19 protein-coding genes are annotated in these 21200 nt (G+C 70.3%); 8 read left to right on the forward strand and 11 right to left on the reverse strand.

Annotated features, from left to right (window positions below):
• Nucleotides 1-96 precede the first annotated feature (96 nt).
• Together AB0927_RS27420 and AB0927_RS27425 are read right to left on the reverse strand one after the other, a co-directional pair.
• Nucleotides 97-1437, reverse strand: coding sequence for a M18 family aminopeptidase (locus AB0927_RS27420; protein ID WP_366670394.1), 1341 nt, complete (start codon nt 1435-1437; stop codon nt 97-99).
• A 156-nt stretch (nt 1438-1593) separates the two neighbouring features.
• Nucleotides 1594-3420 (reverse strand): acyl-CoA dehydrogenase, encoded by a 1827-nt coding sequence (locus tag AB0927_RS27425; RefSeq protein ID WP_366670395.1) that lies wholly within the window; start codon nt 3418-3420, stop codon nt 1594-1596.
• Between the two features lie 195 nt (nt 3421-3615).
• Between AB0927_RS27425 and AB0927_RS27430 the strand changes: the two genes are divergently transcribed.
• The 3 genes from AB0927_RS27430 to AB0927_RS27440 all read left to right on the forward strand — a co-directional run bounded on the left by AB0927_RS27430 (nt 3616) and on the right by AB0927_RS27440 (nt 6503).
• Nucleotides 3616-4098 (forward strand): SseB family protein, encoded by a 483-nt coding sequence (locus tag AB0927_RS27430; protein ID WP_366670396.1) that lies wholly within the window; start codon nt 3616-3618, stop codon nt 4096-4098.
• A gap of 143 nt (nt 4099-4241) precedes the next feature.
• Nucleotides 4242-5219, forward strand: a complete 978-nt coding sequence (locus tag AB0927_RS27435) for a pirin family protein (RefSeq protein WP_366670397.1) — start codon at nt 4242-4244, stop codon at nt 5217-5219.
• 174 nt (nt 5220-5393) lie between these two features.
• Nucleotides 5394-6503: an AI-2E family transporter gene (locus AB0927_RS27440; RefSeq protein WP_366670398.1), complete on the forward strand. Its 1110-nt coding sequence runs from the start codon at nt 5394-5396 to the stop codon at nt 6501-6503.
• Here AB0927_RS27440 and AB0927_RS27445 read toward each other — a convergent pair.
• A complete protein-coding gene (locus AB0927_RS27445; protein WP_366670399.1) occupies nt 6410-8590 on the reverse strand; it encodes a SpoIIE family protein phosphatase in 2181 nt (726 codons plus the stop codon). The two genes, AB0927_RS27440 and AB0927_RS27445, sit on opposite strands and share 94 nt — an antisense overlap.
• 176 nt (nt 8591-8766) lie before the next feature.
• On the opposite strand from AB0927_RS27445, the gene aspS reads away from it, so the two are divergent.
• Nucleotides 8767-10530 carry an aspartate--tRNA ligase gene (gene aspS / locus AB0927_RS27450; protein WP_366670400.1) on the forward strand — a complete coding sequence of 588 codons (1764 nt, stop codon included), beginning with the start codon at nt 8767-8769 and terminating at the stop codon, nt 10528-10530.
• A gap of 121 nt (nt 10531-10651) precedes the next feature.
• On the opposite strand, the gene AB0927_RS27455 is transcribed toward aspS, so the two are convergent.
• Complete coding sequence (locus AB0927_RS27455) at nt 10652-11707, reverse strand: zinc-binding alcohol dehydrogenase family protein (protein ID WP_366670401.1); 1056 nt, start codon at nt 11705-11707, stop codon at nt 10652-10654.
• Between the two features lie 119 nt (nt 11708-11826).
• Between AB0927_RS27455 and AB0927_RS27460 the strand changes: the two genes are divergently transcribed.
• Entirely contained in the window at nt 11827-12435 is a 609-nt protein-coding gene (locus AB0927_RS27460; RefSeq protein ID WP_366670402.1) for a TetR/AcrR family transcriptional regulator, read from the forward strand.
• 16 nt (nt 12436-12451) lie between these two features.
• Here AB0927_RS27460 and AB0927_RS27465 read toward each other — a convergent pair whose 3' ends face one another.
• From AB0927_RS27465 to AB0927_RS27485, 5 genes are all read right to left on the reverse strand, one after another.
• On the reverse strand, nt 12452-12745 hold the full coding sequence (locus tag AB0927_RS27465) for a hypothetical protein (RefSeq protein WP_366670403.1): 294 nt from the start codon (nt 12743-12745) through the stop codon (nt 12452-12454).
• Between the two features lie 49 nt (nt 12746-12794).
• Entirely contained in the window at nt 12795-13070 is a 276-nt protein-coding gene (locus AB0927_RS27470; RefSeq protein ID WP_366670404.1) for a hypothetical protein, read from the reverse strand.
• 56 nt (nt 13071-13126) lie between these two features.
• Nucleotides 13127-14035, reverse strand: coding sequence for a hypothetical protein (locus AB0927_RS27475; protein ID WP_366670405.1), 909 nt, complete (start codon nt 14033-14035; stop codon nt 13127-13129).
• 148 nt (nt 14036-14183) lie between these two features.
• On the reverse strand, nt 14184-15065 hold the full coding sequence (locus AB0927_RS27480) for a helix-turn-helix domain-containing protein (protein ID WP_366670406.1): 882 nt from the start codon (nt 15063-15065) through the stop codon (nt 14184-14186).
• A gap of 124 nt (nt 15066-15189) precedes the next feature.
• Nucleotides 15190-15753: an ATP-binding protein gene (locus tag AB0927_RS27485; RefSeq protein WP_366670407.1), complete on the reverse strand. Its 564-nt coding sequence runs from the start codon at nt 15751-15753 to the stop codon at nt 15190-15192.
• Between the two features lie 154 nt (nt 15754-15907).
• Here AB0927_RS27485 and AB0927_RS27490 point away from each other — a divergent pair, with 154 nt between their 5' ends.
• From AB0927_RS27490 to AB0927_RS27500, 3 genes are all read left to right on the forward strand, one after another.
• Nucleotides 15908-16783 carry a helix-turn-helix transcriptional regulator gene (locus AB0927_RS27490; RefSeq protein ID WP_366670408.1) on the forward strand — a complete coding sequence of 292 codons (876 nt, stop codon included), beginning with the start codon at nt 15908-15910 and terminating at the stop codon, nt 16781-16783.
• Nucleotides 16780-16989 (forward strand): DUF397 domain-containing protein, encoded by a 210-nt coding sequence (locus AB0927_RS27495; protein WP_366670409.1) that lies wholly within the window; start codon nt 16780-16782, stop codon nt 16987-16989. The genes AB0927_RS27490 and AB0927_RS27495 overlap by 4 nt, the downstream gene beginning before the upstream one ends.
• Nucleotides 16990-17052: 63 nt before the next feature.
• The gene (locus AB0927_RS27500) at nt 17053-17262 is read left to right on the forward strand and encodes a DUF397 domain-containing protein (RefSeq protein WP_366670410.1); all 210 of its coding nucleotides are present in this window, start codon (nt 17053-17055) and stop codon (nt 17260-17262) included.
• Nucleotides 17263-17330: 68 nt separating this feature from the next.
• Here AB0927_RS27500 and metG read toward each other — a convergent pair whose 3' ends face one another.
• Entirely contained in the window at nt 17331-18947 is a 1617-nt protein-coding gene (gene metG / locus AB0927_RS27505; protein ID WP_366670411.1) for a methionine--tRNA ligase, read from the reverse strand.
• 97 nt (nt 18948-19044) lie between these two features.
• The gene (locus AB0927_RS27510; protein WP_366670412.1) at nt 19045-21186 is read right to left on the reverse strand and encodes a VWA domain-containing protein; all 2142 of its coding nucleotides are present in this window, start codon (nt 21184-21186) and stop codon (nt 19045-19047) included.
• Between the last annotated feature and the right edge of the window lie 14 nt (nt 21187-21200).

Here is a 21200-nt window from a genome sequence, read left to right on the forward strand (position 1 = left end):
GTCGCAATCCACACCGAACCGGAAGGGCCCTCACCCGTTCAAGATCCCTCAGCCGAGACCTGGCTCACCCGTCCACAACCTCCCCGGACAGAACACCTAGTTCTCCAGAAAGGCCGCCAGGGCGTTCGCGAGGAGGAACGGGTCGTCGGCGCCGCACAGTTCGCGGGCGCTGTGCATGGAGAGGATCGCCACGCCGATGTCGACCGTGCGGATGCCGTGCCGGGCCGCGGTGATCGGGCCGATGGTGGTGCCGCAGGGCATGGAGTTGTTGGAGACGAACGACTGGAAGGGGACCCCGGCCTTCTCGCAGGCGGCGGCGAACGCCGCGCGGCCCGAACCGTCCGTGGCGTAGCGGTTGTTGACGTTCACCTTGAGGATCGGGCCGCCGTTGACGCGCGGGTGGTGCGTCGGGTCGTGCCGCTCAGCGTAGTTGGGGTGCACGGCGTGACCGGTGTCGGAGGAGAGGCACACGGTGCCGGCGAAGGCGCGGGCGCGGTCCTCGTAGCTGCCGCCGCGGGCGAACACCGAGCGCTCCAGGACGGAGCCGAGCAGCGGGCCGTCCGCGCCGGTGTCGGACTGCGAGCCGGTCTCCTCGTGGTCGAAGGCGGCCAGCACCGGGATGCGGGTGAGCGGGGCGCCGGAGGTCGCGGCGGCGGCCAGCGCGGCCACGCCCGCGTGCACGGAGAGCAGGTTGTCCATGCGCGGCCCGGCGACCAGTTCGCGGTCCCGGCCGAGGTAGGCGGGCGGCTCCACCGGGTACGTCATCAGGTCCCAGCCGGCCACCGAGTGCGCGTCGAGTCCGGCCTCCTGCTCCAGGAAGGAGATCAGGTCGCCGTCGAGCACCTCGTCGCCGAGCCCCCACACCGGCTGGAGATGGCGCTGCTTGTCCAGCTTGAGGCCCTCGCTGCTGACCGAGCGGTCCAGGTGGATGGCGAGCTGCGGCACCCGCAGCAGCGGCCGGTCCACGTCGACCAGGACGGTGGAGCCGTCGCGCAGGGTCAGCCGGCCGGCCAGCCCCAGGTCGCGGTCCAGCCAGGAGTTCATCAGCGGACCGCCGTAGATCTCCACGGCGACCTGCCGCCAGCCGTGCGCGCCGCTGTCCGGGCGCGGCTTGATCCGCAGGTTCGGGGAGTCGGTGTGCGCGCCGACGATGTGGAACGGCGTGTGCGGCGCGGCGCCCTCGGGGACGTACCAGGCGATGATCGCGCCGCCGCGCAGTACGTACCGGCCGCCGCTGGTGCCGTCCCAGGCGTCCGTCTCGGCGACCTGCCTGAAGCCGGCCTTCTCCAGCCGCTCGGCGACGTTCGCCACGGCGTGGTACGGCGACGGGCTGGCCGCGAGGAAGGACATCAGGTCGTCGGTGTGGCCGCGGTCGAAGGTGCGCGCAGCGCTCGCTGGAGGGGTGGCGGCGGGCGACGGGCGGGATGGTGCGCTCATGGGATTCACCTTAACGACGGACACAGGCCCGCTCCCGGTAAGGGGAGCGGGCCCGTGCGCGGAAACGATGGGGACGTCCGGAACGTCCTGGAACGGCTTCGGGGAAGGGCGCCCGTCCCGGTGTGGAACGTGTCGGGGAAGGGCGCCGGTCCGGTTCTAGAACGCGGCCTCGTCCAGTTCCATCAGGTCCAGCTCGACGCCGGAGGCGACCTTGCGGGCGAGGGTGACGCCCGGCAGGACGTTCGCCGCGAAGAACTTCGCCGCGGCGATCTTGCCGGTGTAGAACGCCTTGTCCTTCGCGGAGGCCGTGGCGAGCTTCTCGGCGGCGACGGCGGCACCCTTGAGCAGCAGGTAGCCGACGATGACGTCGCCGGAGGCGAGCAGCAGGCGGGTGGTGTTCAGGCCGACCTTGTAGATGTTCTTGGCGTCGTCCTGGGTGGCGGCGAGGTCGGTCAGCATCAGGCCGACGATCGCCTCCAGCTCCACGGCGGCCTTGGCCAGGTGCTCGCGGGCGCCGGCCAGCTCCTCGCCGCCGGTGCCGAGCGCCAGGAACTTCTTGATGTCCTCGGCGAGCGAGTTCAGCGCGGCGCCCTGGTTGCGGACGATCTTGCGGAAGAAGAAGTCCTGGCCCTGGATCGCGGTGGTGCCCTCGTAGAGGGTGTCGATCTTGGCGTCCCGGATGTACTGCTCGATCGGGTACTCCTGGAGGAACCCGGAGCCGCCGAAGGTCTGCAGCGACTGGGCGAGCTGCTCGTACGCCTTCTCGGAGCCGTAGCCCTTGACGACGGGCAGCAGCAGGTCGTTGAGCGCGTGGTCGGCGGTGGCGTCCTCGCCGAGCGCCTCCTTGACCTGGATCGCGTCCTGGATCGAGGCGGTGTACATCACCAGGGCGCGCATGCCCTCCGCGTACGCCTTCTGCGTCATCAGCGAGCGGCGCACGTCGGGGTGGTGGGTGATGGTGACCTTGGGCGCGGCCTTGTCCATGAAGTTGGCCAGGTCCGGACCCTGGACGCGCTCCTTGGCGTACTCCAGCGCGTTCAGGTAGCCGGTGGACAGCGTGGAGATCGCCTTCGTGCCGACCATCATGCGGGCGAACTCGATGATGCGGAACATCTGGCGGATGCCGTCGTGCTTGTCGCCGATCAGCCAGCCCTTGGCGGGGTGCTTGTCGCCGAAGGTCATCTCGCACGTGTTGGAGGCCTTCAGGCCCATCTTGTGCTCGACGTTGGTGGCGTAGACGCCGTTGCGCTCGCCCAGCTCGCCGGTCTCGAAGTCGAACAGGTACTTCGGGACGAGGAAGAGGGACAGGCCCTTGGTGCCGGGGCCGGCGCCCTCGGGACGCGCGAGCACGTAGTGGAGGATGTTGTCCGACATGTCGTGCTCACCGGAGGTGATGAAGCGCTTCACGCCCTCGATGTGCCAGGAGCCGTCCTCCTGCTGGACCGCCTTGGTGCGGCCGGCGCCCACGTCCGAGCCCGCGTCGGGCTCGGTGAGCACCATCGTGGAGCCCCACTGCTTGTCCACGGCGATCGAGGCGATGTGCTTCTGCACCTCGTTGCCCTCCTCGAAGAGGATGCCGGCGAAAGCCGGGCCCGAGGAGTACATCCACACCGCCGGGTTGGCGCCCAGGATCAGCTCGGCGTAGGCCCAGATGAGGGAGCGCGGCGAGGTGGTGCCGCCGATCTCCTCGGGCAGGCCGAGGCGCCAGTACTCCGAGTCCATGAAGGCCTGGTAGCTCTTCTTGAAGGACGCCGGGACCGGGGCGGTGTTGGTCTGGGGGTCGAAGACCGGCGGGTTGCGGTCGGCGTCGGCGAAGGACTCGGCCAGCTCGTTCTCCGAGAGGCGGGTCAGCTCCTCCAGTACGCTCTTGGCGGTCTCGACGTCCATCTCCTCGAACGGGCCGGTGCCGTACACCTTGTCGCGCCCGAGTACTTCGAAGAGGTTGAACTCGATGTCGCGCAGATTCGACTTGTAGTGCCCCATGGCCACGGCTCCGTTGAGGGATCGGCGAGGCACTGACTCCTCGCATCTGGTTCACGTACCAATAAGTAGCTACGATGATGCTACCCGCCGGTAATAAGACGCAACCCCAGTCCGGCCAAGTGTGAGATGGGTCTACTCCTGTGGGGCTTCCGGGTCCATCCCTCCGGCGGCCCCGGTCTCGGTACGCTTGCGCCCATGTACGGATACGGCCAGCCCATGGACGGCGGCGCCGCGCAGCAGCAGTACACGTCGGGGCAGCAGCAGATGGCGGGCGGTGCCGGCGGGTACGGCCAGCAGCCGCCGCTCTATCCGGAGCCGTCCCCGCCCTCGCTCGCGGACGCGGTGCGCGCGTTCACCACCGGACAGATGTCCCCCGAGGACTTCCAGCAGATCTTCGCCTCGTCGAAGGTGTACTGCCCGCGCGGGGACACCCCCGGCTTCCTCGCCCTGCACAACACCCAGCAGCCGGTGATCCCGATGTTCACCTCGCTCAAGGAACTGCGGCGGTACGCGGGCAAGGAGTCCAAGTACTTCGTCATCACCGGCGCCGAGGTGATCGACCTGCTGCCGACCGGCTACGGCTTCGTCCTCGACATGGAGGGCGAGCACCGGATGGTGTTCGACGCGAAGGCGGTCGAACAGATGGTTGATTTCTCGATGCGCCGTATGTACGGCTGACCGGCCGAACGTGCGGTCGGCCGAACCTGGCCGAGAGTCGCCGCTTCACGGGCCCGGAGGGAATTCCTTCCGGGCTCGTCCTGTTGTGGGTGGCAAGAAGTTCAACGCTCAACTAAAGTGAGCGTACGAAGGAGGTAGCCACCATGCCTGCAGTGACCGTCGAGAACCCGTTGACGCTGCCCCGTGTGACCGCTCCCGCCGATGCCGTGGCGCGCAAGGTGCTCACCGTCACCACCGCGCCGAGCGGCTACGAGGGTGAGGGCTTCCCCGTGCGCAGGGCGTTCGCGGGGATCAATTACCGCCATCTCGACCCGTTCATCATGATGGACCAGATGGGTGAGGTGGAGTACGCGCCGGGCGAGCCCAAGGGCACCCCCTGGCACCCGCACCGCGGCTTCGAGACCGTCACCTACATCATCGACGGGATCTTCGACCACCAGGACAGCCAGGGCGGTGGCGGCACCATCACCAACGGCGACACCCAGTGGATGACCGCGGGTGCCGGGCTGCTGCACATCGAGGCGCCGCCGGAGCACCTGGTCGTCTCGGGCGGGCTCTTCCACGGGCTCCAGCTGTGGGTGAACCTCCCGGCCGAGGACAAGATGATGGCCCCGCGCTACCAGGACATCCGGGCCGGCAGCGTCCAGCTGCTGACCTCGCCGGACGGCGGTGCGCTGCTCCGGGTCATCGCCGGTGAGCTGGACGGCCACGAGGGTCCCGGCGTCACGCACACGCCGATCACCATGATCCACGCGACGCTCGCGCCGGGCGCGGAGATCACGCTGCCCTGGCGGGAGGACTTCAACGGCCTGGCGTACGTCCTGGCGGGCCGCGGCAGCGCCGGTGCCGAGCGCCGTCCCGTCCGCACGGGCCAGACGGCGGTCTTCGGCGCCGGGTCCTCGCTGACCGTGCGCGCCGACGAGCAGCAGGACGGCAACACGCCGGACCTCGAGGTCGTCCTCCTCGGCGGCCGCCCGATCCGCGAGCCGATGGTCCACTACGGCCCCTTCGTCATGAACACCAAGGACGAACTCATGCAGGCCTTCGAGGACTTCCAGAAGGGCCGCCTGGGCACGGTCCCGGCCGTCCACGGCATGACGGACGAGGGCCCGCAGGCCTGACGCGGCCGCCCGGCCGAGCCGTCCGGCCAAACCGCCCCACGAAGCCGCCGAGGGCGCCCCGCCGGCCGACGAAGCCTGGCGGGGCGCCCTTTCGGCCGTTCAGGGACCCGCGGGCTCACCCGCCCGGACCCGCGGGGCAGGACACCCCGCGGCCGGCGTGATCCGCTGGGGGACGTGCACCTGTTGCCCGATCCCGTCCGGCGGTTTGCCGCATGGTGTGCCGTGCTGCTGCTGGCCGCCGGGGTCGGCTGGGTCGGGATCCAGCTCTGCGGGGAGTTCCGTACGGCCGTCACCGCGGTGCTGCTCGCCCTCCTCGGCACCGCGCTGCTCCGCCCGCTCCACCGGCGCCTCGTGGGGGCCGGCGTGCAGCGCTCGGTGTCGGCCGGGCTGACCTGCGTCGCCGTCGTGGCCGTCGTCGGCGGCGCCGTCTACATCGTCGTCGCCGCCCTCGTCGACAGCGGCGACGAGATCATCGCCTCGCTGCGCAACGCGGCCAAGAGCGTCTCCCGGCACTTCGGCGCCGCCGGAACCGGCCTGGAGGACCTCACCACCAACTCCGGCGAACTGCTGCGCCGGTTCGGCGGCACGGCCGCGTCCAACGTCATCAGCGGGGTGAGCGTCGTCGGCGAGAGCATCGCGCTGGCCGTCCTCGCCCTGGTGCTGGTCTTCTTCTTCCTGCGCGACTCCCACCTCGTCATCGGCACCCTGCGCTCCCTCGCGCCCGAGGGCACCGCCGACACCCTCGACGCCGTCGCCCGGCGTGCCTTCAACGCGGTCGAGGGGTTCATGCGCGGCACCACCCTGATCGCCCTGATCGACGCGGTGTGCATCACCGTCGGCCTGCTGATCCTCCAGGTGCCCGGTGCCGTCGGGCTCGGCGCGCTGGTCTTCGTCGGCGCCTTCATCCCCTACCTCGGCGCGTTCGTCTCCGGCGCGGTCGCGGTGCTCGTCGCCCTCGCCGACCGGGGCTTCGTCATCGCGCTGTGGACGCTCGGGGTGGTGCTCGCCGTGCAGGTGCTGGAGGGCCACGTGCTCCAGCCGGTGATCCAGAGCCGTACCGTGCAGATGCATCCCGCGGTGGTCATGGTCACCATCACGGCCGGCGCCTCCGTGGCGGGCATCCTCGGCATGCTGCTGGCGGTCCCGCTGACCGCGGCGGCCTTCGGCGTCGTCCAGGAACTACGCGCCCGTTACGCGCACTCGCCCCCGCCGGACCCCACGCCGGACGTCCCGCCGGATCCCCCGCCGGACCCTTCGCCGCCCGGCTCCCCGGGACCCTCGTAGAGCTCGAACCAGATGCTCTTGCCCTCCCCTCGCGGGTCCACCCCCCAGGCGTCCGCCAGGAGCCCGATCAGCAGCAACCCCCGCCCCGAGGAAGCCAGTTCGCCGGGGCGGCGCTTGTGCGGGAGGTCGTCGCCGCTGTCGAAGACGTCGATCCGCAGCCGGCGCCGGACGTCCTCCCCGACGACCTCGGCCAGCAGCAGCGCGTCGGCGTCGGTGTGCACCAGGACGTTGGTGACCATCTCGGAGACCAGCAGCTCCGCCGAGTCGACCTGGTCGCGGGAGGTCCAGTCGTGCAGCAGGTCCCGCACGTGCCGGCGGGCCTCCGCGATCCGCTCCGGCTCGTCCTGCCCCACCGACAGCAGCATCCGCCGCACCCGGGGCCAGGCCGCCGCCGTGTCGTCGTACCCCGGCCCCGGACGGCACAGCAGCAACAGCGCGATGTCGTCCTCGCGGCGGTCGGCCAGCGGGCCGGTCGTGTGGTGCGAGGACGGTCCGTGCACGCCCCGCACCAGTGCGTCGGCCAGCGACTCCAGGTCGCCCTCGTGGCCCTCCAGGATCGCCCGCAGTCGCTGCCAGCCGCTGTCCAGATCGTGCCCGCCGGTCTCGATCAGGCCGTCGGTGCACAGCGTCAGCGTCTCCCCGGGCTGGAGCACGAACCGGGTCGTCGGGTAGTCCGCGTCCGGATCGATGCCCAGCGGCAGCCCGCCCGCCGTCGGCCGCAGCATCACCGTGCCGTCGGCCATCCGGATCACCGGGTCCGGATGCCCCGCGCGGGCGATCTCCAGCCGCCCGGTCGCCGGGTCGACCGCCACGTACAGACAGGTCGCGAACCGGGGATCGGACATCTCCTCGTCGTGTGTGATCCCGTGCAGGAAGCGGGAGGCGCGCGAGAGCACGGCGTCCGGGCGGTGCCCCTCGGAGGCGTAGGCGCGCAGCGCGATCCGTAGCTGCCCCATCAGCCCGGCCGCCCGCACGTCGTGTCCCTGCACATCCCCGATGACCAGCGCGAACCGGCCGGAGGGCAGCGGGATCATGTCGTACCAGTCGCCGCCCACCTGGAGCCCGCCGCCGGTCGGGATGTAGCGGGCGGCGATCCGCACCCCCGGGACCTCCGGGCCCAGCGAGGGCAGCATGGAGCGCTGGAGACCCTCCGTCAGCTCCCGCTCCGACTCGGCGGTCTCCGCCCGGGACAGTGCCTGCGCGAGCATCCGGGCCACCGTGGTCAGCACCGCCCGCTCGTCCGGAGTGAACGCCACCGGATGGGCGAAGCCCGCCATCCAGGCGCCCATCGTGCGCCCGCCCACCGGCAGCGGCAGGAACGCCCACGAGCTGCGGCCGAAGGGCCGGGCCAGCGGCCAGGTCACCGGATAGCGGTCCTTGTACTCCTCCGGCGAGGAGAGGTACACCGCCCGCCCGGTGCGCACCACCTCGGTTGCCGGATACTCCATGGCCAGCGGCATGCTGGTGAACGGGCCCATCTCGTCGGGCCGGTGTCCGTGGTGGCCGATCATCGTCAGCCGGTCGCCCTCCACCTCGAACACCACCAGGCCGTCCGGCGAGAACCCCGGCATCGACAGGCCCGCCGCGACCCGCAGCACCTCCGCAGTGGACCGCGCCTCGGCCAGCGCCCGGCCCGCGTCCAGCAGGAACGCCTCCCGCGAGCGCCGCCAGGGCCCCGTGACGGTGCTGCGGCCCCCCGCCAGATCCGGGCCCGGCTCGGCGACTTCCTGAAGGGTGCCGGTCAGCACATAGGCCCGCCGCCCGGGGTCGTACGACGGCTTCGAACGGCTGCGTACGACGCGCAGGACGGTCCCCTCCTCGTCCATGATCCGCACCCGCACCTCGGCGAGCGTGCCCTCGGCGACCGCGAGCTGCACCACCGAGGTGATCTCGTTCCAGTCGGCCGGGTGCAGCCGGGCCCGGGTCTGGGCCTCGGTGAGGGTGGCCGGCGCCGCGGGCAGCCCGATCAGCCGCGCCGCCTCCGCGTCCACGGTGACCAGCTTGTCCGCCGTGTCCCAGTGCCACAGACCGGTCGCGAGGGCGGCGAGGACGTCCCCCACTGCCGGGAGCGGCTCACCTGTGCGCATTGTCCCTATTTAAGACAATGTGTGCGATGCGTGCCACCGTAGGGCCCTGCGACTGCCGCGGCCGCAAATGATGGGGAGCCGATCTTGGGGTGGCCGGTACCCTTGGTTCAGCCGGGGGCGGCTACCCCGGCGATCACCGCGAGACCAACTCAATCCGCGAAGGACGATGAACGACGATGCATCGGTACAGGTCCCACACCTGCGGCCAGCTCCGCGCCTCTGACGTCGGCACCGACGTCCGGCTCAGTGGCTGGCTGCACAATCGGCGCGACCTGGGCGGCATCCTCTTCATCGATCTGCGTGACCACTACGGCATCACGCAGTTGGTCGCCCGCCCCGGCACGCCCGCCTACGAGGCCCTGGACAAGCTCTCCAAGGAGTCCACGGTCCGCGTCGACGGCAAGGTTGTTTCACGTGGAACCGAGAACGTGAACCCGGACCTGCCGACCGGTGAGATCGAGGTCGAGGTGAGCGAGGTCGAGCTGCTCGGCGCGGCCCAGCCCCTCCCCTTCACCATCAACGCCGAGGACGGGGTCAACGAGGAGCGGCGCCTGGAGTACCGCTTCCTCGACCTGCGCCGCGAGCGCATGCACCGCAACATCATGCTGCGTACGGCGGTCATCTCCGCGATCCGCCACAAGATGACCGCGCTCGGCTTCAACGAGATGGCGACGCCGATCCTGTCCGCGACCTCCCCCGAGGGCGCCCGCGACTTCGTCGTCCCCTCCCGGCTGAACCCCGGCAAGTTCTACGCCCTGCCGCAGGCCCCCCAGCAGTTCAAGCAGCTGCTGATGATCTCCGGCTTCGACCGCTACTTCCAGATCGCGCCCTGCTTCCGCGACGAGGACGCCCGCGCCGACCGCTCCCCGGGCGAGTTCTACCAGCTCGACGTCGAGATGAGCTTCGTCGAGCAGGAGGACGTCTTCCAGCCGATCGAGCGGCTGATGACGGAGCTGTTCGAGGAGTTCGGCGGCGGCCGTCATGTCACGTCCCCCTTCCCGCGGATCCCGTTCCGCGAGGCGATGCTGAAGTACGGCTCCGACAAGCCGGACCTGCGCGCCCAGCTGGAGCTGGTGGACATCACCGACGTCTTCGAGGGCTCGGAGTTCAAGGCGTTCGCGGGCAAGCACGTGCGTGCCCTGCCGGTGCCGGCGGTGCAGGACCAGCCGCGCAAGTTCTTCGACCAGCTCGGTGACTTCGCGGTCTCGCTGGGCGCCAAGGGCCTGGCCTGGGTCCGCGTCGGCGAGGACGGCACCCTGTCCGGCCCGATCGCGAAGTTCCTCACCGAGGAGAACGTCGCCGAGCTGACCAAGCGCCTCTCGCTGGCCCCCGGCCACGCGATCTTCTTCGGCGCGGGCGAGTACGACGAGGTCTCCAAGATCATGGGCGCGGTCCGCGTCGAGGCCGCCAAGCGCGCCGGCCACTTCGAGGAGAACGTCTTCCGCTTCTGCTGGATCGTCGACTTCCCGATGTACGAGAAGGACGAGGAGACCGGCTCGATCGACTTCTCCCACAACCCCTTCTCGATGCCGCAGGGCGGCCTTGAGGCCCTGGAGACCCAGGACCCGCTGGACATCCTGGGCTGGCAGTACGACATCGTCTGCAACGGCGTCGAGCTGTCCTCCGGCGCGATCCGGAACCACGAGCCGGACATCATGCTGAAGGCCTTCGAGATTGCGGGCTACGACCGCGAGACCGTCGAGGAGAAGTTCGCGGGCATGCTCCGCGCGTTCCGCTTCGGCGCCCCGCCGCACGGCGGCATCGCCCCGGGCGTGGACCGCATCGTCATGCTCCTCGCGGACGAGCCCAGCATCCGCGAGACGATCGCGTTCCCGCTCAACGGCAACGCCCAGGACCTGATGATGGGCGCGCCGACCGAGCTGGAGGAGTCCCGCCTGCGCGAGCTGCACCTGAACATCAGGAAGCCGCAGCCGAAGTAAGGCCGCGAAGCCTGGACCTCACAGTGGCCCGGAACCGTCCCCGGTTCCGGGCCACTGGTGTGTCCGCGCGTGGCTCATTCGTGGCTCATCCGTGGTTCAGAGGGTGTGGTCCATCCGTGCTTCAGAGGGTGACGACGAGTTTTCTCGCGGAGACGCCGTCCTTGAGCCGGCGCAGCGCCTCGGGGATGTGCGCGAGGCCGTGGCCGACGACGGTCGCGTCGGGGGCGGCGCGGTAGGCGCCGGTGGCGAGCGCCGCCGGCAGGAATCCGACGTAGATCGCCGGTCCCACCTCGTTGTCCTTCAGGGTGCCGCCCCAGATGCTGCTCACCCGTATGCCGAGCCGCCGCGCGCGCCGTTTCGCGAGGTGGGTGAACAGGGCGGGCTGCGCCGAGGCGATCCGCTTGGTGCCCGTGGTCCTGGCCGCGATCGCGATCGTCTTCGCGAGCGACCCGGATCCGATCGCGAGCGTGCCGGCGAGCGGACTGCCGCCGATCCGCTCCACGGTCTCCTCGACGGCGGTGGCGCTGTTGCGGTCGACGGCCTCGGCGGCGCCGAGGGACCGGACGAGCTCGAAGTTGTGCGGTGAGGCGGTGGCCACGACCCGGTAGCCGGCGTTGCGGGCGAGCTGGATCGCGTTGGCGCCGACGCTGGTGGAACCGCCCCAGACGAGTACGGTCTTCGACTGGTCGGCGGGGCCGCCCGGTTCGCCCGGGATCGCCAGTCCCAGGTGGTCCTCCTGGAACATGCCGGTCGAGGCGGTCGAGAGGGCCAGCGGGAGCACGGCCGCCTGTGCGAAGGGCAGCGCGTCGGGGATGGGGGAGACCATGTGCTGCATGAGCACGGCGTAGTGCTGGAAGGCGCTCTCGGCGGCGCGGTTCTGCGACTTGTCGACGCCGAACGCGTGCCCGAGGACGCGGTCGCCCGGCCGGAGCCGCGTCACGCCCGGACCGGTCTCGACGACCTCGCCCGCGACGTCCGAGCCCACGACGGCCGGGAAGGTCAGCCAGGGCAGGGCCAGGCGGTACAGGAAGCCCGGTATGCCGTCGATGGGGTTCACGGCGACCGCGCGCACGCGGACCACGACCTCGTTCGCCGCCGGAGGTGTGTAGGCGGCGGGCCCCACCTCGAAGCGGGCGCCGCGCTTCGGCAGCCACAGCGCGGTGTTCTGACGGGTCATCTCCGGGCCTCTTCTCGTTACCGGATCACTCGGCTGGGTCGGTGGGTCGCGCGAACCGCACCTGCGAGACTAGGCAGTGTCTAGTATCTAGTCAACGTCTACTTTCCTAGGATGAGGCCATGTCTCATCGCCCTTTCCACCACGGCAACCTCCGTGCCGTGCTGCTCGAACAGGCGGAGGCGGTGCTGCGTGAGCGAGGGCTCGACGCGCTGTCCCTCCGGGAACTGGCGCGCGCGGCGGGTGTCAGTCATGGGGCTCCGCGCAGCCATTTCGTCGACCGGAGCGCCCTGCTCGACGCGTTGGCGGAGCGGGGTTTCATCCGTCTCGCCGACGAGATCCGCGAGGCCGCGTCGGGGGTGCGGGCGGATCCGGCGGACCCTGTTCGCGCCCTGCGCGCGGCGGCCTCGGCATACCTGAGGTTCGCCGAGCGGGACCCGGCGCTGCTCGACCTCATGTTCGCGACGAAGGCCGACGGCCCGTCGGAAGCGGCGCGGAGCGCCGCGGAGCGGCTGTTCGGCGCGATGGCCGACATCATGGACGCGGGTGTCGAAGCGGGCGCGTACCACGCCCACGACGTCGGCCGGCTGACCCTGCTGCTGTCCGCGACGGTCCAGGGCGCGTCGACGCTCGTCACGTCCCGGCGGATCACGACGTCTCAGGGCGAGTCGCTGATCGCCGACGCGATCTCGGTCTTCCTGGCGGGGATATCGGCCGAACGCACCCGGTGAGAGACCGTCAGTCACCTCACCGGGTCTGCTCCGCGTCGGTGAACACGTCTTCGGCGGTGGGTGCCGTGACGGCTCGCCGGTGCCAGTGGCGCAGGATGTCGGGGTTGTCGCAGGTGGTGATGCGTTCGCGGATTGCGTCGGGGATGTCGATGCCGCGTACTTCGAGGATGTCCAGGATGTCTTCGGCGGCGCGCAGCACAGCGCCTTCGACGCGGCCTTCGACGCGGCCCTCGACGCGGCCTTCGGCTCGGCCTTCGTCGCGGATTTCCTCGGAGAGGGGTGACTTGTAGAAGGAGAGGTCCACGGCCATCAGTTCCTTCCGGGGTTGGTGGCGGTCGACCTCTCCGTCGAGGTCTGGATTACTGGTCGTTGAGGACGTCTTCGGCGGTGGGTGCCGTGACGGCTCGTCGGTGCCAGTGGCGCAGGGTCTCGGGGTTGTCGCAGGTGGTGATGCGTTCGCGGATTGCGTCGGGGATGTCGATGCCGCGTACTTCGAGGATGTCCAGGATGTCTTCGGCGGCGCGCAGCACGGCGCCTTCGACGCGGCCTTCGACGCGGCCCTCGACGCGGCCTTCGGCTCGGCCTTCGTCGCGGATTTCCTCGGAGAGGGGTGACTTGTAGAAGGAGAGGTCCACGGCCGTCAGTTCCTTCCGGGGTTGGTGGCGGTCGACCTCTCCGTCGGGGCTTTGATTCACTCCTCCGTGAGTACGTCTTCGGCGGTGGGTGCCGTGACGGCTCGCCGGTGCCAGTGGCGCAGGATGTCGGGGTTGTCGCAGGTGGTGATGCGTTCGCGGATTGCTTCGGGGATGTCGATGCCGCGTACTTCGAGGATGTCCAGGATGTCTTCGGCGGCGCGCAGCACGGCGCCTTCGACGCGGCCCTCGACGCGGCCCTCGACGCGGCCTTCGTCGCGGATTTCCTCGGAGAGGGGTGACTTGTAGAAGGAGAGGTCCACGGCCACCAGTTTCCTCCACAGTTGTGCGGCTGGGTGCTTGCCCAGGCCTTGTGCGATGAGTTCGATGATCGGGTTGGCGATGTTCTGCGGTGTTTCCCGCAGGACGGTCGTCATTGATTTCAGTATGGCCCCTGCGTCCGGATGCGTGGCGTGAGTGATCGCGGACAGCGTGGCGAGGGCGAGATCCTTGCGGACCTCGGCCGGGGCGGTGAGCACCGGCATGTTGTGCGGTCCCGCGACCAGTGGCCGCAGAGTCAGCAGAGGCCACTGACGCGGACCGAAGCTGACCTCACGCGCGGCCCACTCCGCCGTGGCGCGGTCCTGGCAGACGACCAGCAGCAACGGCTGCAACCGGTACTTGGTGAGCAGGTACGAGGCGTAGTACGCCCAGCTCGCGGGCTTGTCCGGATCTCTCCGGCCCTGGGCCTCGACCGCGAGGAGCAGTGGCTCGTCGTCCTTCGTCTCCAGCCGCAGGAGGGTGTCCACGCGGCGTTCGACGGGGCTGGTCTCGGTGAGGTCGTTGGGCAGGACGGTGACCGAGGTGGGCGGGGGAAAGTCGACGCCGAGTACTTCGGACACCCCGGAGAACAGTCCCGGATATTGCTGGAAGATGCGGTGCATCGCCTCGTGGGGCGAGCTGACCATATGGATTCCCGTGAGGTGAGGTAACCAGGGGCGGGTGGCAGGCATTGCCTCTGGCACATGCCAATGGGCTTTTCTCGATGAGCTTATGAGTGGGATTCCGCCCGGTTGGGGCGTAGTTGGCGATATTCACCCGGAGGGGTGAAGGGGCCTACGAGCAGTTCTGGCAGTTGTGCGGGTCGGGGCCTCGGTAGCCGCGATCGCAGGTGTCGCAGTTGCGCAGTGGGTGCCGGACGGGCGGCGCCGGTTCGGGGGCGCGGAACGGCGGCGGCGGTGGCAACTGGGCGGTGAGGCGGTGGGCCAGGAGGGCGGCCGGGCGGCGCAGGGGATCCGGCGGCAGGTCGCTGGTCAGGGCGTGGCGTACGGCGGTGGGGGTGACGTCCCGTTCCAGCCAGGCGGCGACGCCGGGGGCGAGGTGTTCGGCGTCGGTGGCGGAGAGGAGCAGGCGGGGGTCGGTGCGGCGCAGGCCGGCGAGGACGTCGGTGGCCGTCTGGAGGAGGGCGGGCGAGCTGTACGCGGGCTTCGGCACGGCGGGGAGGGCGCGGCGGCGGGCGGGTTCCCGCTGCGGGGTGGTGGGCGCACGGCGGGCCGGGGGCGCTTCGGGTGTGTCGCGGCCCTGGTCCCGGTGTCGGCCCGGCTGGTTGCAGGAGACGGTGCGGGTGACGATCCGGCCGGTGTCGGTGCGTTCGCGGGTGCGGCGCAGGTAGCCGTGGGTCTCCAGCTCCCGCAGGGCGGCGGCGATCCGGGTCGTGCCCTCGGGGAAGCGGGCGGCGAGGGTCTTGATGTCGACGGGGGCGCCGGTGGGCACCGACTGGATGTAGACCGCCAGCCCGATGGCGAGCCCCGACAGCTCGGGGTGCTGGGCGAGGTGGTTGCCGATCACCGTGAAGCGGGTGGTGTGGCGGGTGTTGTCGTGGATGACGCCGCCGGGGTGCGCGTTCGCGTGCGTGTGCCGAGTCCGCCGTTGCGGGTGGTTTTTGCCGCTGTTACGGGACTGGGCGTGCGGGCGCGCGCTAGTGTTTTGGGTATCCATCGGGAAGGGTCGACTTCCTTGGTGGTCAGGCCCTCGCAGTGGGATGCCAGTCCCGGCGAGGGCCGTTGTATGTCTGCGTATGTCTGCGCCGAGCGTAAGGCAGGCAACCGGTGCGAAATCCAGCTCAGTTGGTGATGTTCACTCGGGGGAGTGAGCCGTGCGCCATGGGCGGGAGGGGTGGGGCTTGGTGCGGTTTCTTTCCCTCTCGTGGTCCTTGGGGAAGACCGCCGGGAGCACCGGAGCGCACGCGCTCGGGTTGCGGTGTCGGTAGGTCGAGTTCCGCCCATACCGTCTTGCGGGGCACCGGTCCGAGCCGCACTCCCCAGCGGTCGGCGAGGGCCTCGACGAGGAGCAGGCCGCGGCCGGACTCGGCGTCGGGGGTGGGAGGGCGGTGGCGCGGGAGGTCGTCACCCCGGGTGTCCGTGACCTCGATACGGAGGTCCGCGGGGCGCGCCAGGAGCATGAGCCGGAAGTCGCGCCCGGAGACCCGGCCGTGGGTCGCGGCGTTCGCGGCGAGTTCGGCGACGAGGTGTTCGGCGGCCTCGGCGACGCGGTACGGCAGCTCCCGCGTGCGCATCCACTCCGTGGCGAGGAGCCGGGCGAGGCGGGCACCACGGGGTGTGGGCGACAGGAGCACGCTGAAGTGGTCGGTGGGGGAGAGAAGCCGGGTGGACTTTTCGCTGTTCACGTGACCGAGCGTGGCGGTCCGTGCTTACCGTGAACAGTGACAGCGCTGATACGTAGAGTCACTGTCCGAGATCTGTCGGCTGTTGTCCGTGCTGTCTGAACTGGGCCTATGAGAAGGCGCGTTGTGGCGCGACGGTACGACGGAGAGGTGCGACATGTCGGTGGACGGCGAGGTGCGACGGCTCGGCAGCGAGGCGGAGGAGCCCGGGTGGGAGGTGGATCCGGACGACGACTGGGGAGTGGCCGTCATCACCACCGTGGGGCGGCAGTTGAGGCTGCGGAGAGAGGCGAGGGGCCTGCGGGTCGCCGAGTTCGCGGTGGCGGTCGGGTACGGGGAGGACCTGATCTACAAGATCGAGGGCGGGAAGCGGATTCCCCGGCAGGAGTTCTTGGACAAGGCCGACGATGTGCTGGACGCGGGCGGGCTCATCGCGGCGGCCTGGGAGGACGTGAAGAAGGTCCGGTATCCCAAGAAGGTTCGGGAACTGGGGAAGCTGGAGGCCAAGGCGGTCGAGATCGGCGTGTATGAGTGCAACAGCATCCACGGGCTGCTGCAGACACCTGAGCATGCTCGGGCCCTGATGGAGGCGGCCCAACCCCCTTACTCTGTGGACGACGTCGACCGCATGGTGGCCGCGCGGCTGGCCCGGCAGTCTGTCTTCGGATGCGACCCTGCCCCGTCGCTCCACTTCGTGATGGAAGAGGCGCCGCTGCGCCGACAGGTCGGAGGCACAATGGTGTGGCGACGGCAGCTCGAACGTCTGCTGGAGGTGGGGCGGTTGAACAACGTCTCGCTTCAGGTCATGCCGACGAACACGGACGCTCACCCAGGAGTGGACGGCAAGATCGAGCTGCTGAAGTTCCCGGATGGTACGGCAGTGGGACGATCCGACGGGGCGTTCAACGGGCGGACGGTTACCGATCCGAAGCAGCTTCGCATCCTTGAGCTGCGGTATGGCACCATCCGAGCGCAGGCGCTCCCTCCGAGGGAGTCGTTGGCCTTCATCGAGAAACTGCTGGGAGAAACATGATCCGCAAGGCCTCTGCCAGGGACGCCTCCGAACTGGCGTGGTTCAAGAGCAGCTACAGCAGCGGCACGGATGGCAACTCCTGCGTCGAGGTCGCCGTCACCCCTGGCGCCGTGCGCGTCCGCGATTCCAAGCATGTCGACGGCCCTCGCTTGGCGCTGACTCCCGGCGCGTGGGCGGAGTTCGTGGCCTGTGCCATGGAACGCTGACCGGGCGCAGGCTCTCACGCCCCGAGAGTCGAGGGCCCTCATCGGGCAGATGCTTGGAGAGACATGATCGGCACCTCCACCCGCTCCGAGACTTCTGGGCTGGTTTGGTACAAGAGCAGCTACAGCAGCAGCGGTGACGGCAACGATTGCATTGAGGTCGCCGTCACCCCCGGCATCGTGCACGTCCGCGACTCCAAAAATGTCGACGGCCCCCGCCTGGCGCTGACTCCCGGCGCGTGGGCGGAGTTCGTGGCCTGCGCCTCGGACTGCTGATCCGGCAACGACAATGCGCCCCGCTCCCGGTGTGACCAGGTGCGGGGCGCATCGCGTACGGCGTGTTCCTACGCGGCGGGCTTCTCCTCCAGGCGGGGGAAGAGCACCGCGCCCTTGGTGACGGTGGTGCCGGCCGGGAGCCTGCCCCAGTCGCCCGCGTCCTGGACCCGCTGCTCGGCGAGCGTGCCCAGGGAGACCTCCGCGCCCAGGGAGTCCCACAGCTTCTGCGAGGTCTCGGGCATCACCGGGTTGAGCAGGACGGCGACCGCGCGCAGCGACTCGGCGGCGGTGTAGAGGATGGTCGCGAGGCGGGCCCGGCCCTCCGCCGAGTCGTCCTTCGCCACCTTCCACGGCTCCTGCTCCGTGATGTAGCCGTTGACCTGCTTGACGAAGTCGAAGACGGCCAGGATGCCGCCCTGGAAGTCCAGCTCCTCGCCGATGCGGCGGTCGGCCTCGGCGACCGCCTTGGCGAGACCCTCGTGGACCGCGGCCTCCGCCGGGCCGTCGGCCGTGGCCTCGGGCAGGGCGCCGCCGAAGTACTTGCCGACCATGGCGGCCACGCGGGAGGCGAGGTTGCCGTAGTCGTTGGCCAGCTCGCTGGTGTAGCGGGCGGAGAAGTCCTCCCAGGAGAAGGAGCCGTCCTGGCCGAAGGCGATGGCACGCAGGAAGTACCAGCGGTAGGCGTCGACGCCGAAGTGCGTGGTCAGGTCCTGCGGCTTGATGCCGGTCAGGTTGGACTTCGACATCTTCTCGCCGCCGACCATCAGCCAGCCGTTCGCGGCGATCTTGCTGGGCAGGGGCAGACCCTGGGCCATCAGCATGGCCGGCCAGATCACCGCGTGGAAGCGGAGGATGTCCTTGCCGACGAGGTGGACGTCGGCCGGGAAGGTGGCCTCGAACTTCTCCTGGTTCTCGTTGTAACCGACCGCCGTGGCGTAGTTCAGCAGGGCGTCGACCCACACGTAGATCACGTGCTTGTCGTCCCAGGGGATCGGGATGCCCCAGTCGAACGTCGAGCGGGAGATGGAGAGGTCCTGGAGGCCCTGGCGGACGAAGTTCAGGACCTCGTTGCGCGCGGACTCGGGCTGGATGAAGCCCGGGTTGGCCTCGTAGTGGGCGAGGAGCTTCTCGCCGTACTCGCTGAGGCGGAAGAAGTAGTTCTCCTCGCTGAGGATCTCCACGGGCCGCTTGTGGATGGGGCACAGCTTCTGGCCCTCGTACTCGTCCTCGCCGTCGAGCAGCTCGCCGGGGAGCTTGTACTCCTCGCAGCCGACGCAGTACGGGCCCTCGTAGCCGCCCTTGTAGATCTCGCCCTTGTCGTACAGGTCCTGCACGAACTCCTGGACGCGGTCCGTGTGCCGCTGCTGGGTGGTGCGGATGAAGTCGTCGTTCGCGATCTCCAGGTGTTCCCAGAGAGGCTTCCAGGCCTCGGTGACGAGCTTGTCCGCCCACTGCTGGGGCGTCACCCCGTTCGCCTCGGCCGTGCGCATGATCTTCTGACCGTGCTCGTCCGTGCCGGTGAGGTACCACACCTTCTCGCCGCGCTGGCGGTGCCAGCGGGTGAGCACGTCGCCTGCGACGGTCGTGTAGGCGTGGCCCAGGTGAGGAGCGTCGTTGACGTAGTAGATGGGCGTGGAGACGTAGTACGCCTTCCCCGCCTGCTTCTCGGATCCAGTGGCCGCCATAAGGCGAAATCCTACTGGTCCCGCGCAGACCGGTTCACACGTGTTCCGGGGGGTGGACGGCCGCGTCCACCCCCCGGGCGCCTCGTGTCCTGCGGTTTTACGGGCGCCAGGTCGCCAGTACGCCCTCGTACAGCTCCGTGTCCGTCAGTTCACGGGGGGTCGGGCCGGCGTGGAAGAAGGCGGTGTTGGGGGTCTTCAGCTTGCGGAGGTAGTCGAAGGCCTTGTTGTCGTGCTCGCCGAAGGCGACGAAGGAGAAGAAGACCGTGGGGTGGGTGTCCGCGGCGGCGGTCAGCGCCTGGGTCGCGGGGGTCTTGGCGTCCGGGGCGCCGTCGGTCTGGAAGACGACGAGGGCCGGGGTGCCGGGGGCGACGTTCGCGTCGTAGTGGGCGAGTACGGCTTCCACGGCGGCGTGGTAGCTGGTACGACCCATACGGCCCAGACCCGCGTGGGCGTCGTCGATCGCCGTCGCGTGACCCTCGGTGAGGGTGAGGTCGGTGGTGCCGTCCACTTCCGTGGAGAAGAAGACGGTGTGGACCGTGGCCTCGGGGTCCAGGTGCGCCGCGAGGGCGAGCGTCTGGTCGGCGAGGGCCTGGGCTGAGCCGTCCTTGTAGTACGGCCGCATGCTCGCGGAGCGGTCCAGCACGAGGTAGAGCTTCGCTCGGGTGCCGGTGAGGTCGGTCTTCGCGAGGGGGTCGCTGGCCGCCCGGTAGGCGGTGGCGAGGGTGGGGGCGTTCTCCTCGACGGCGGTGAGGGGGGTGGCGGGCGTGCGGGCGTCGTCGGCGCCGGGCGCCGTGGCCTCCGGCTCGGTCTCGACCGGTACCGGTTCCGGGGCTGCCGCCGCGAGGGGGGCGGGCTCGGGTTCGGGTTCGGGCTCGGCGGGGGCCTCGTCGGCCTCGGGCTCCGTGGACGCGTCCGTCGCCGTCGTCGGCTCGGCCGGGGCGGGCATCGGCTCCGGGGTCGCGTCGGGCTCTGCCTCGGTGGCCGCCTCCGGCTCCGCGGCGGTGGGCTCAGAGGCTACGGGCTCGGCCTCCACCGTCTCCGTGACCGCCGTCGGCTCCGGGGCGGGAACCGGCTCAGCGTCCGATTCCGCCTGCTCCGCAGCCTCGGCCGGTGCCTCGGGCTCGGCGTCTGTCTCTGCCTCCGCGACGGCATTGGCTTCGGCTTCGGCTGTCGTGTCCTCGGCCGTGGCCTCGTTCTCCGGCTCGATGTCCGCCTTGGGCTCGGTCTCGGCCGTCGCCTGCTCCGCAGCTTCGGGCTCGCCCTCGGTTGCTGCCTCGGGCTCGGTCTCCGCCTCGGCCGCCGTCGGCTCCGGGGCGGCGTTCGGCTCAGGGTTCGGTTCCGCCTGCTCCGCAGCCGCGGACTCGCCCTCGGTTTCTGCCTCGGGTGCGGTCTCGACCTGTGTTGCCGCCTCGGGCTCGGCCTCGGCTTCGGGCGTGGGTTCTGCCTCCGCCTCGGCTGTCGCTTCTTCGGCCGTGTTCTCGGTCTGCGGCTCGATGTCTGTCTCGGGCTCGGTCTCCGCCTCGGCCGCCGTCGGCTCCGGGGCGGGGTTCGGCTCAGGGTTCGGTTCCGCCTGCTCCGCAGCTTCGGGCTCGCCCTCGGTTTCCGCCTCGGGTGCGGTCTCGACCTGTGTTGCCGCCTCGGCCTGTGCCTCGGGCTCGGCCTCGGCTTCGGGCGTGGCCTCTGCCTCAGCCTCAGCCTCAGCCGTCGTCTCCGCTTCAGCCGTCATCTCGGCCGTCGCTTCCTCGGCCGTGGCCTCGGTCTCCGGCTCGGCGTCCGACTCAGCCTCAGTCCCAGCCATCGCCTCAGCGCTCGCCTCCGCCTCAGCCGTCGGCTCAGCGGTGGTCTCTGCCTCGGTCGTCGCCTCAGCGCTCGCCTCTGCCTCGGTCGTCGGCTCGGCGGTGGCCTCTGCCTCGGCCAGCGGCTCAGCGCTCGACTCCGCCTCAGCCGTCGCCTCCTCCTCGATGTCCCCGGCCGGGTCGGAGCCGGCCGGGGTCGGGCTCGGGTCGCGGACCTTGTCGAAGGCGGCGGCCACCAGGTCGTGTTCTTCGGCGGAGGAGTCGTCCTCGCGGGGCCCGGGGATCGTCGGGGCCGGATCGGCCGGGGCCGAGTCGCGGGGCTCGGGGACCGTTGGCTCGGGGGCGGTGGTCGGTTCCGGTTGGGTCGTCGCACCCTCCGCCTCGGCGGCCCGGGACTTGCGTGAGCGGCCGAATGCGTTCCGCAGGAGAGTGAGAATGCCCATGTGTGCAACCCTTC

It is taken from the genome of Streptomyces sp. NPDC048106 (assembly GCF_040706415.1).
In the GTDB taxonomy this organism is placed as follows: domain Bacteria; phylum Actinomycetota; class Actinomycetes; order Streptomycetales; family Streptomycetaceae; genus Streptomyces.

Excerpts from the sequence above, each read along its gene's own strand:
- AB0927_RS27420 (WP_366670394.1), bottom strand. The coding sequence starts at position 1,437 with ATGAGCGCACCATCCCGCCCGTCGCCCGCCGCCACCCCTCCAGCGAGC.
- AB0927_RS27425 (WP_366670395.1), bottom strand. The coding sequence starts at position 3,420 with ATGGGGCACTACAAGTCGAATCTGCGCGACATCGAGTTCAACCTCTTC.
- AB0927_RS27430 (WP_366670396.1), top strand. The coding sequence starts at position 3,616 with ATGTACGGATACGGCCAGCCCATGGACGGCGGCGCCGCGCAGCAGCAG.
- AB0927_RS27435 (WP_366670397.1), top strand. The coding sequence starts at position 4,242 with ATGCCTGCAGTGACCGTCGAGAACCCGTTGACGCTGCCCCGTGTGACC.
- AB0927_RS27445 (WP_366670399.1), bottom strand. The coding sequence starts at position 8,590 with ATGCGCACAGGTGAGCCGCTCCCGGCAGTGGGGGACGTCCTCGCCGCC.
- aspS (WP_366670400.1), top strand. The coding sequence starts at position 8,767 with ATGCATCGGTACAGGTCCCACACCTGCGGCCAGCTCCGCGCCTCTGAC.
- AB0927_RS27455 (WP_366670401.1), bottom strand. The coding sequence starts at position 11,707 with ATGACCCGTCAGAACACCGCGCTGTGGCTGCCGAAGCGCGGCGCCCGC.
- AB0927_RS27460 (WP_366670402.1), top strand. The coding sequence starts at position 11,827 with ATGTCTCATCGCCCTTTCCACCACGGCAACCTCCGTGCCGTGCTGCTC.
- AB0927_RS27465 (WP_366670403.1), bottom strand. The coding sequence starts at position 12,745 with ATGGCCGTGGACCTCTCCTTCTACAAGTCACCCCTCTCCGAGGAAATC.
- AB0927_RS27475 (WP_366670405.1), bottom strand. The coding sequence starts at position 14,035 with ATGGTCAGCTCGCCCCACGAGGCGATGCACCGCATCTTCCAGCAATAT.
- AB0927_RS27480 (WP_366670406.1), bottom strand. The coding sequence starts at position 15,065 with ATGGATACCCAAAACACTAGCGCGCGCCCGCACGCCCAGTCCCGTAAC.
- AB0927_RS27490 (WP_366670408.1), top strand. The coding sequence starts at position 15,908 with ATGTCGGTGGACGGCGAGGTGCGACGGCTCGGCAGCGAGGCGGAGGAG.
- AB0927_RS27495 (WP_366670409.1), top strand. The coding sequence starts at position 16,780 with ATGATCCGCAAGGCCTCTGCCAGGGACGCCTCCGAACTGGCGTGGTTC.
- AB0927_RS27500 (WP_366670410.1), top strand. The coding sequence starts at position 17,053 with ATGATCGGCACCTCCACCCGCTCCGAGACTTCTGGGCTGGTTTGGTAC.
- metG (WP_366670411.1), bottom strand. The coding sequence starts at position 18,947 with ATGGCGGCCACTGGATCCGAGAAGCAGGCGGGGAAGGCGTACTACGTC.
- AB0927_RS27510 (WP_366670412.1), bottom strand. The coding sequence starts at position 21,186 with ATGGGCATTCTCACTCTCCTGCGGAACGCATTCGGCCGCTCACGCAAG.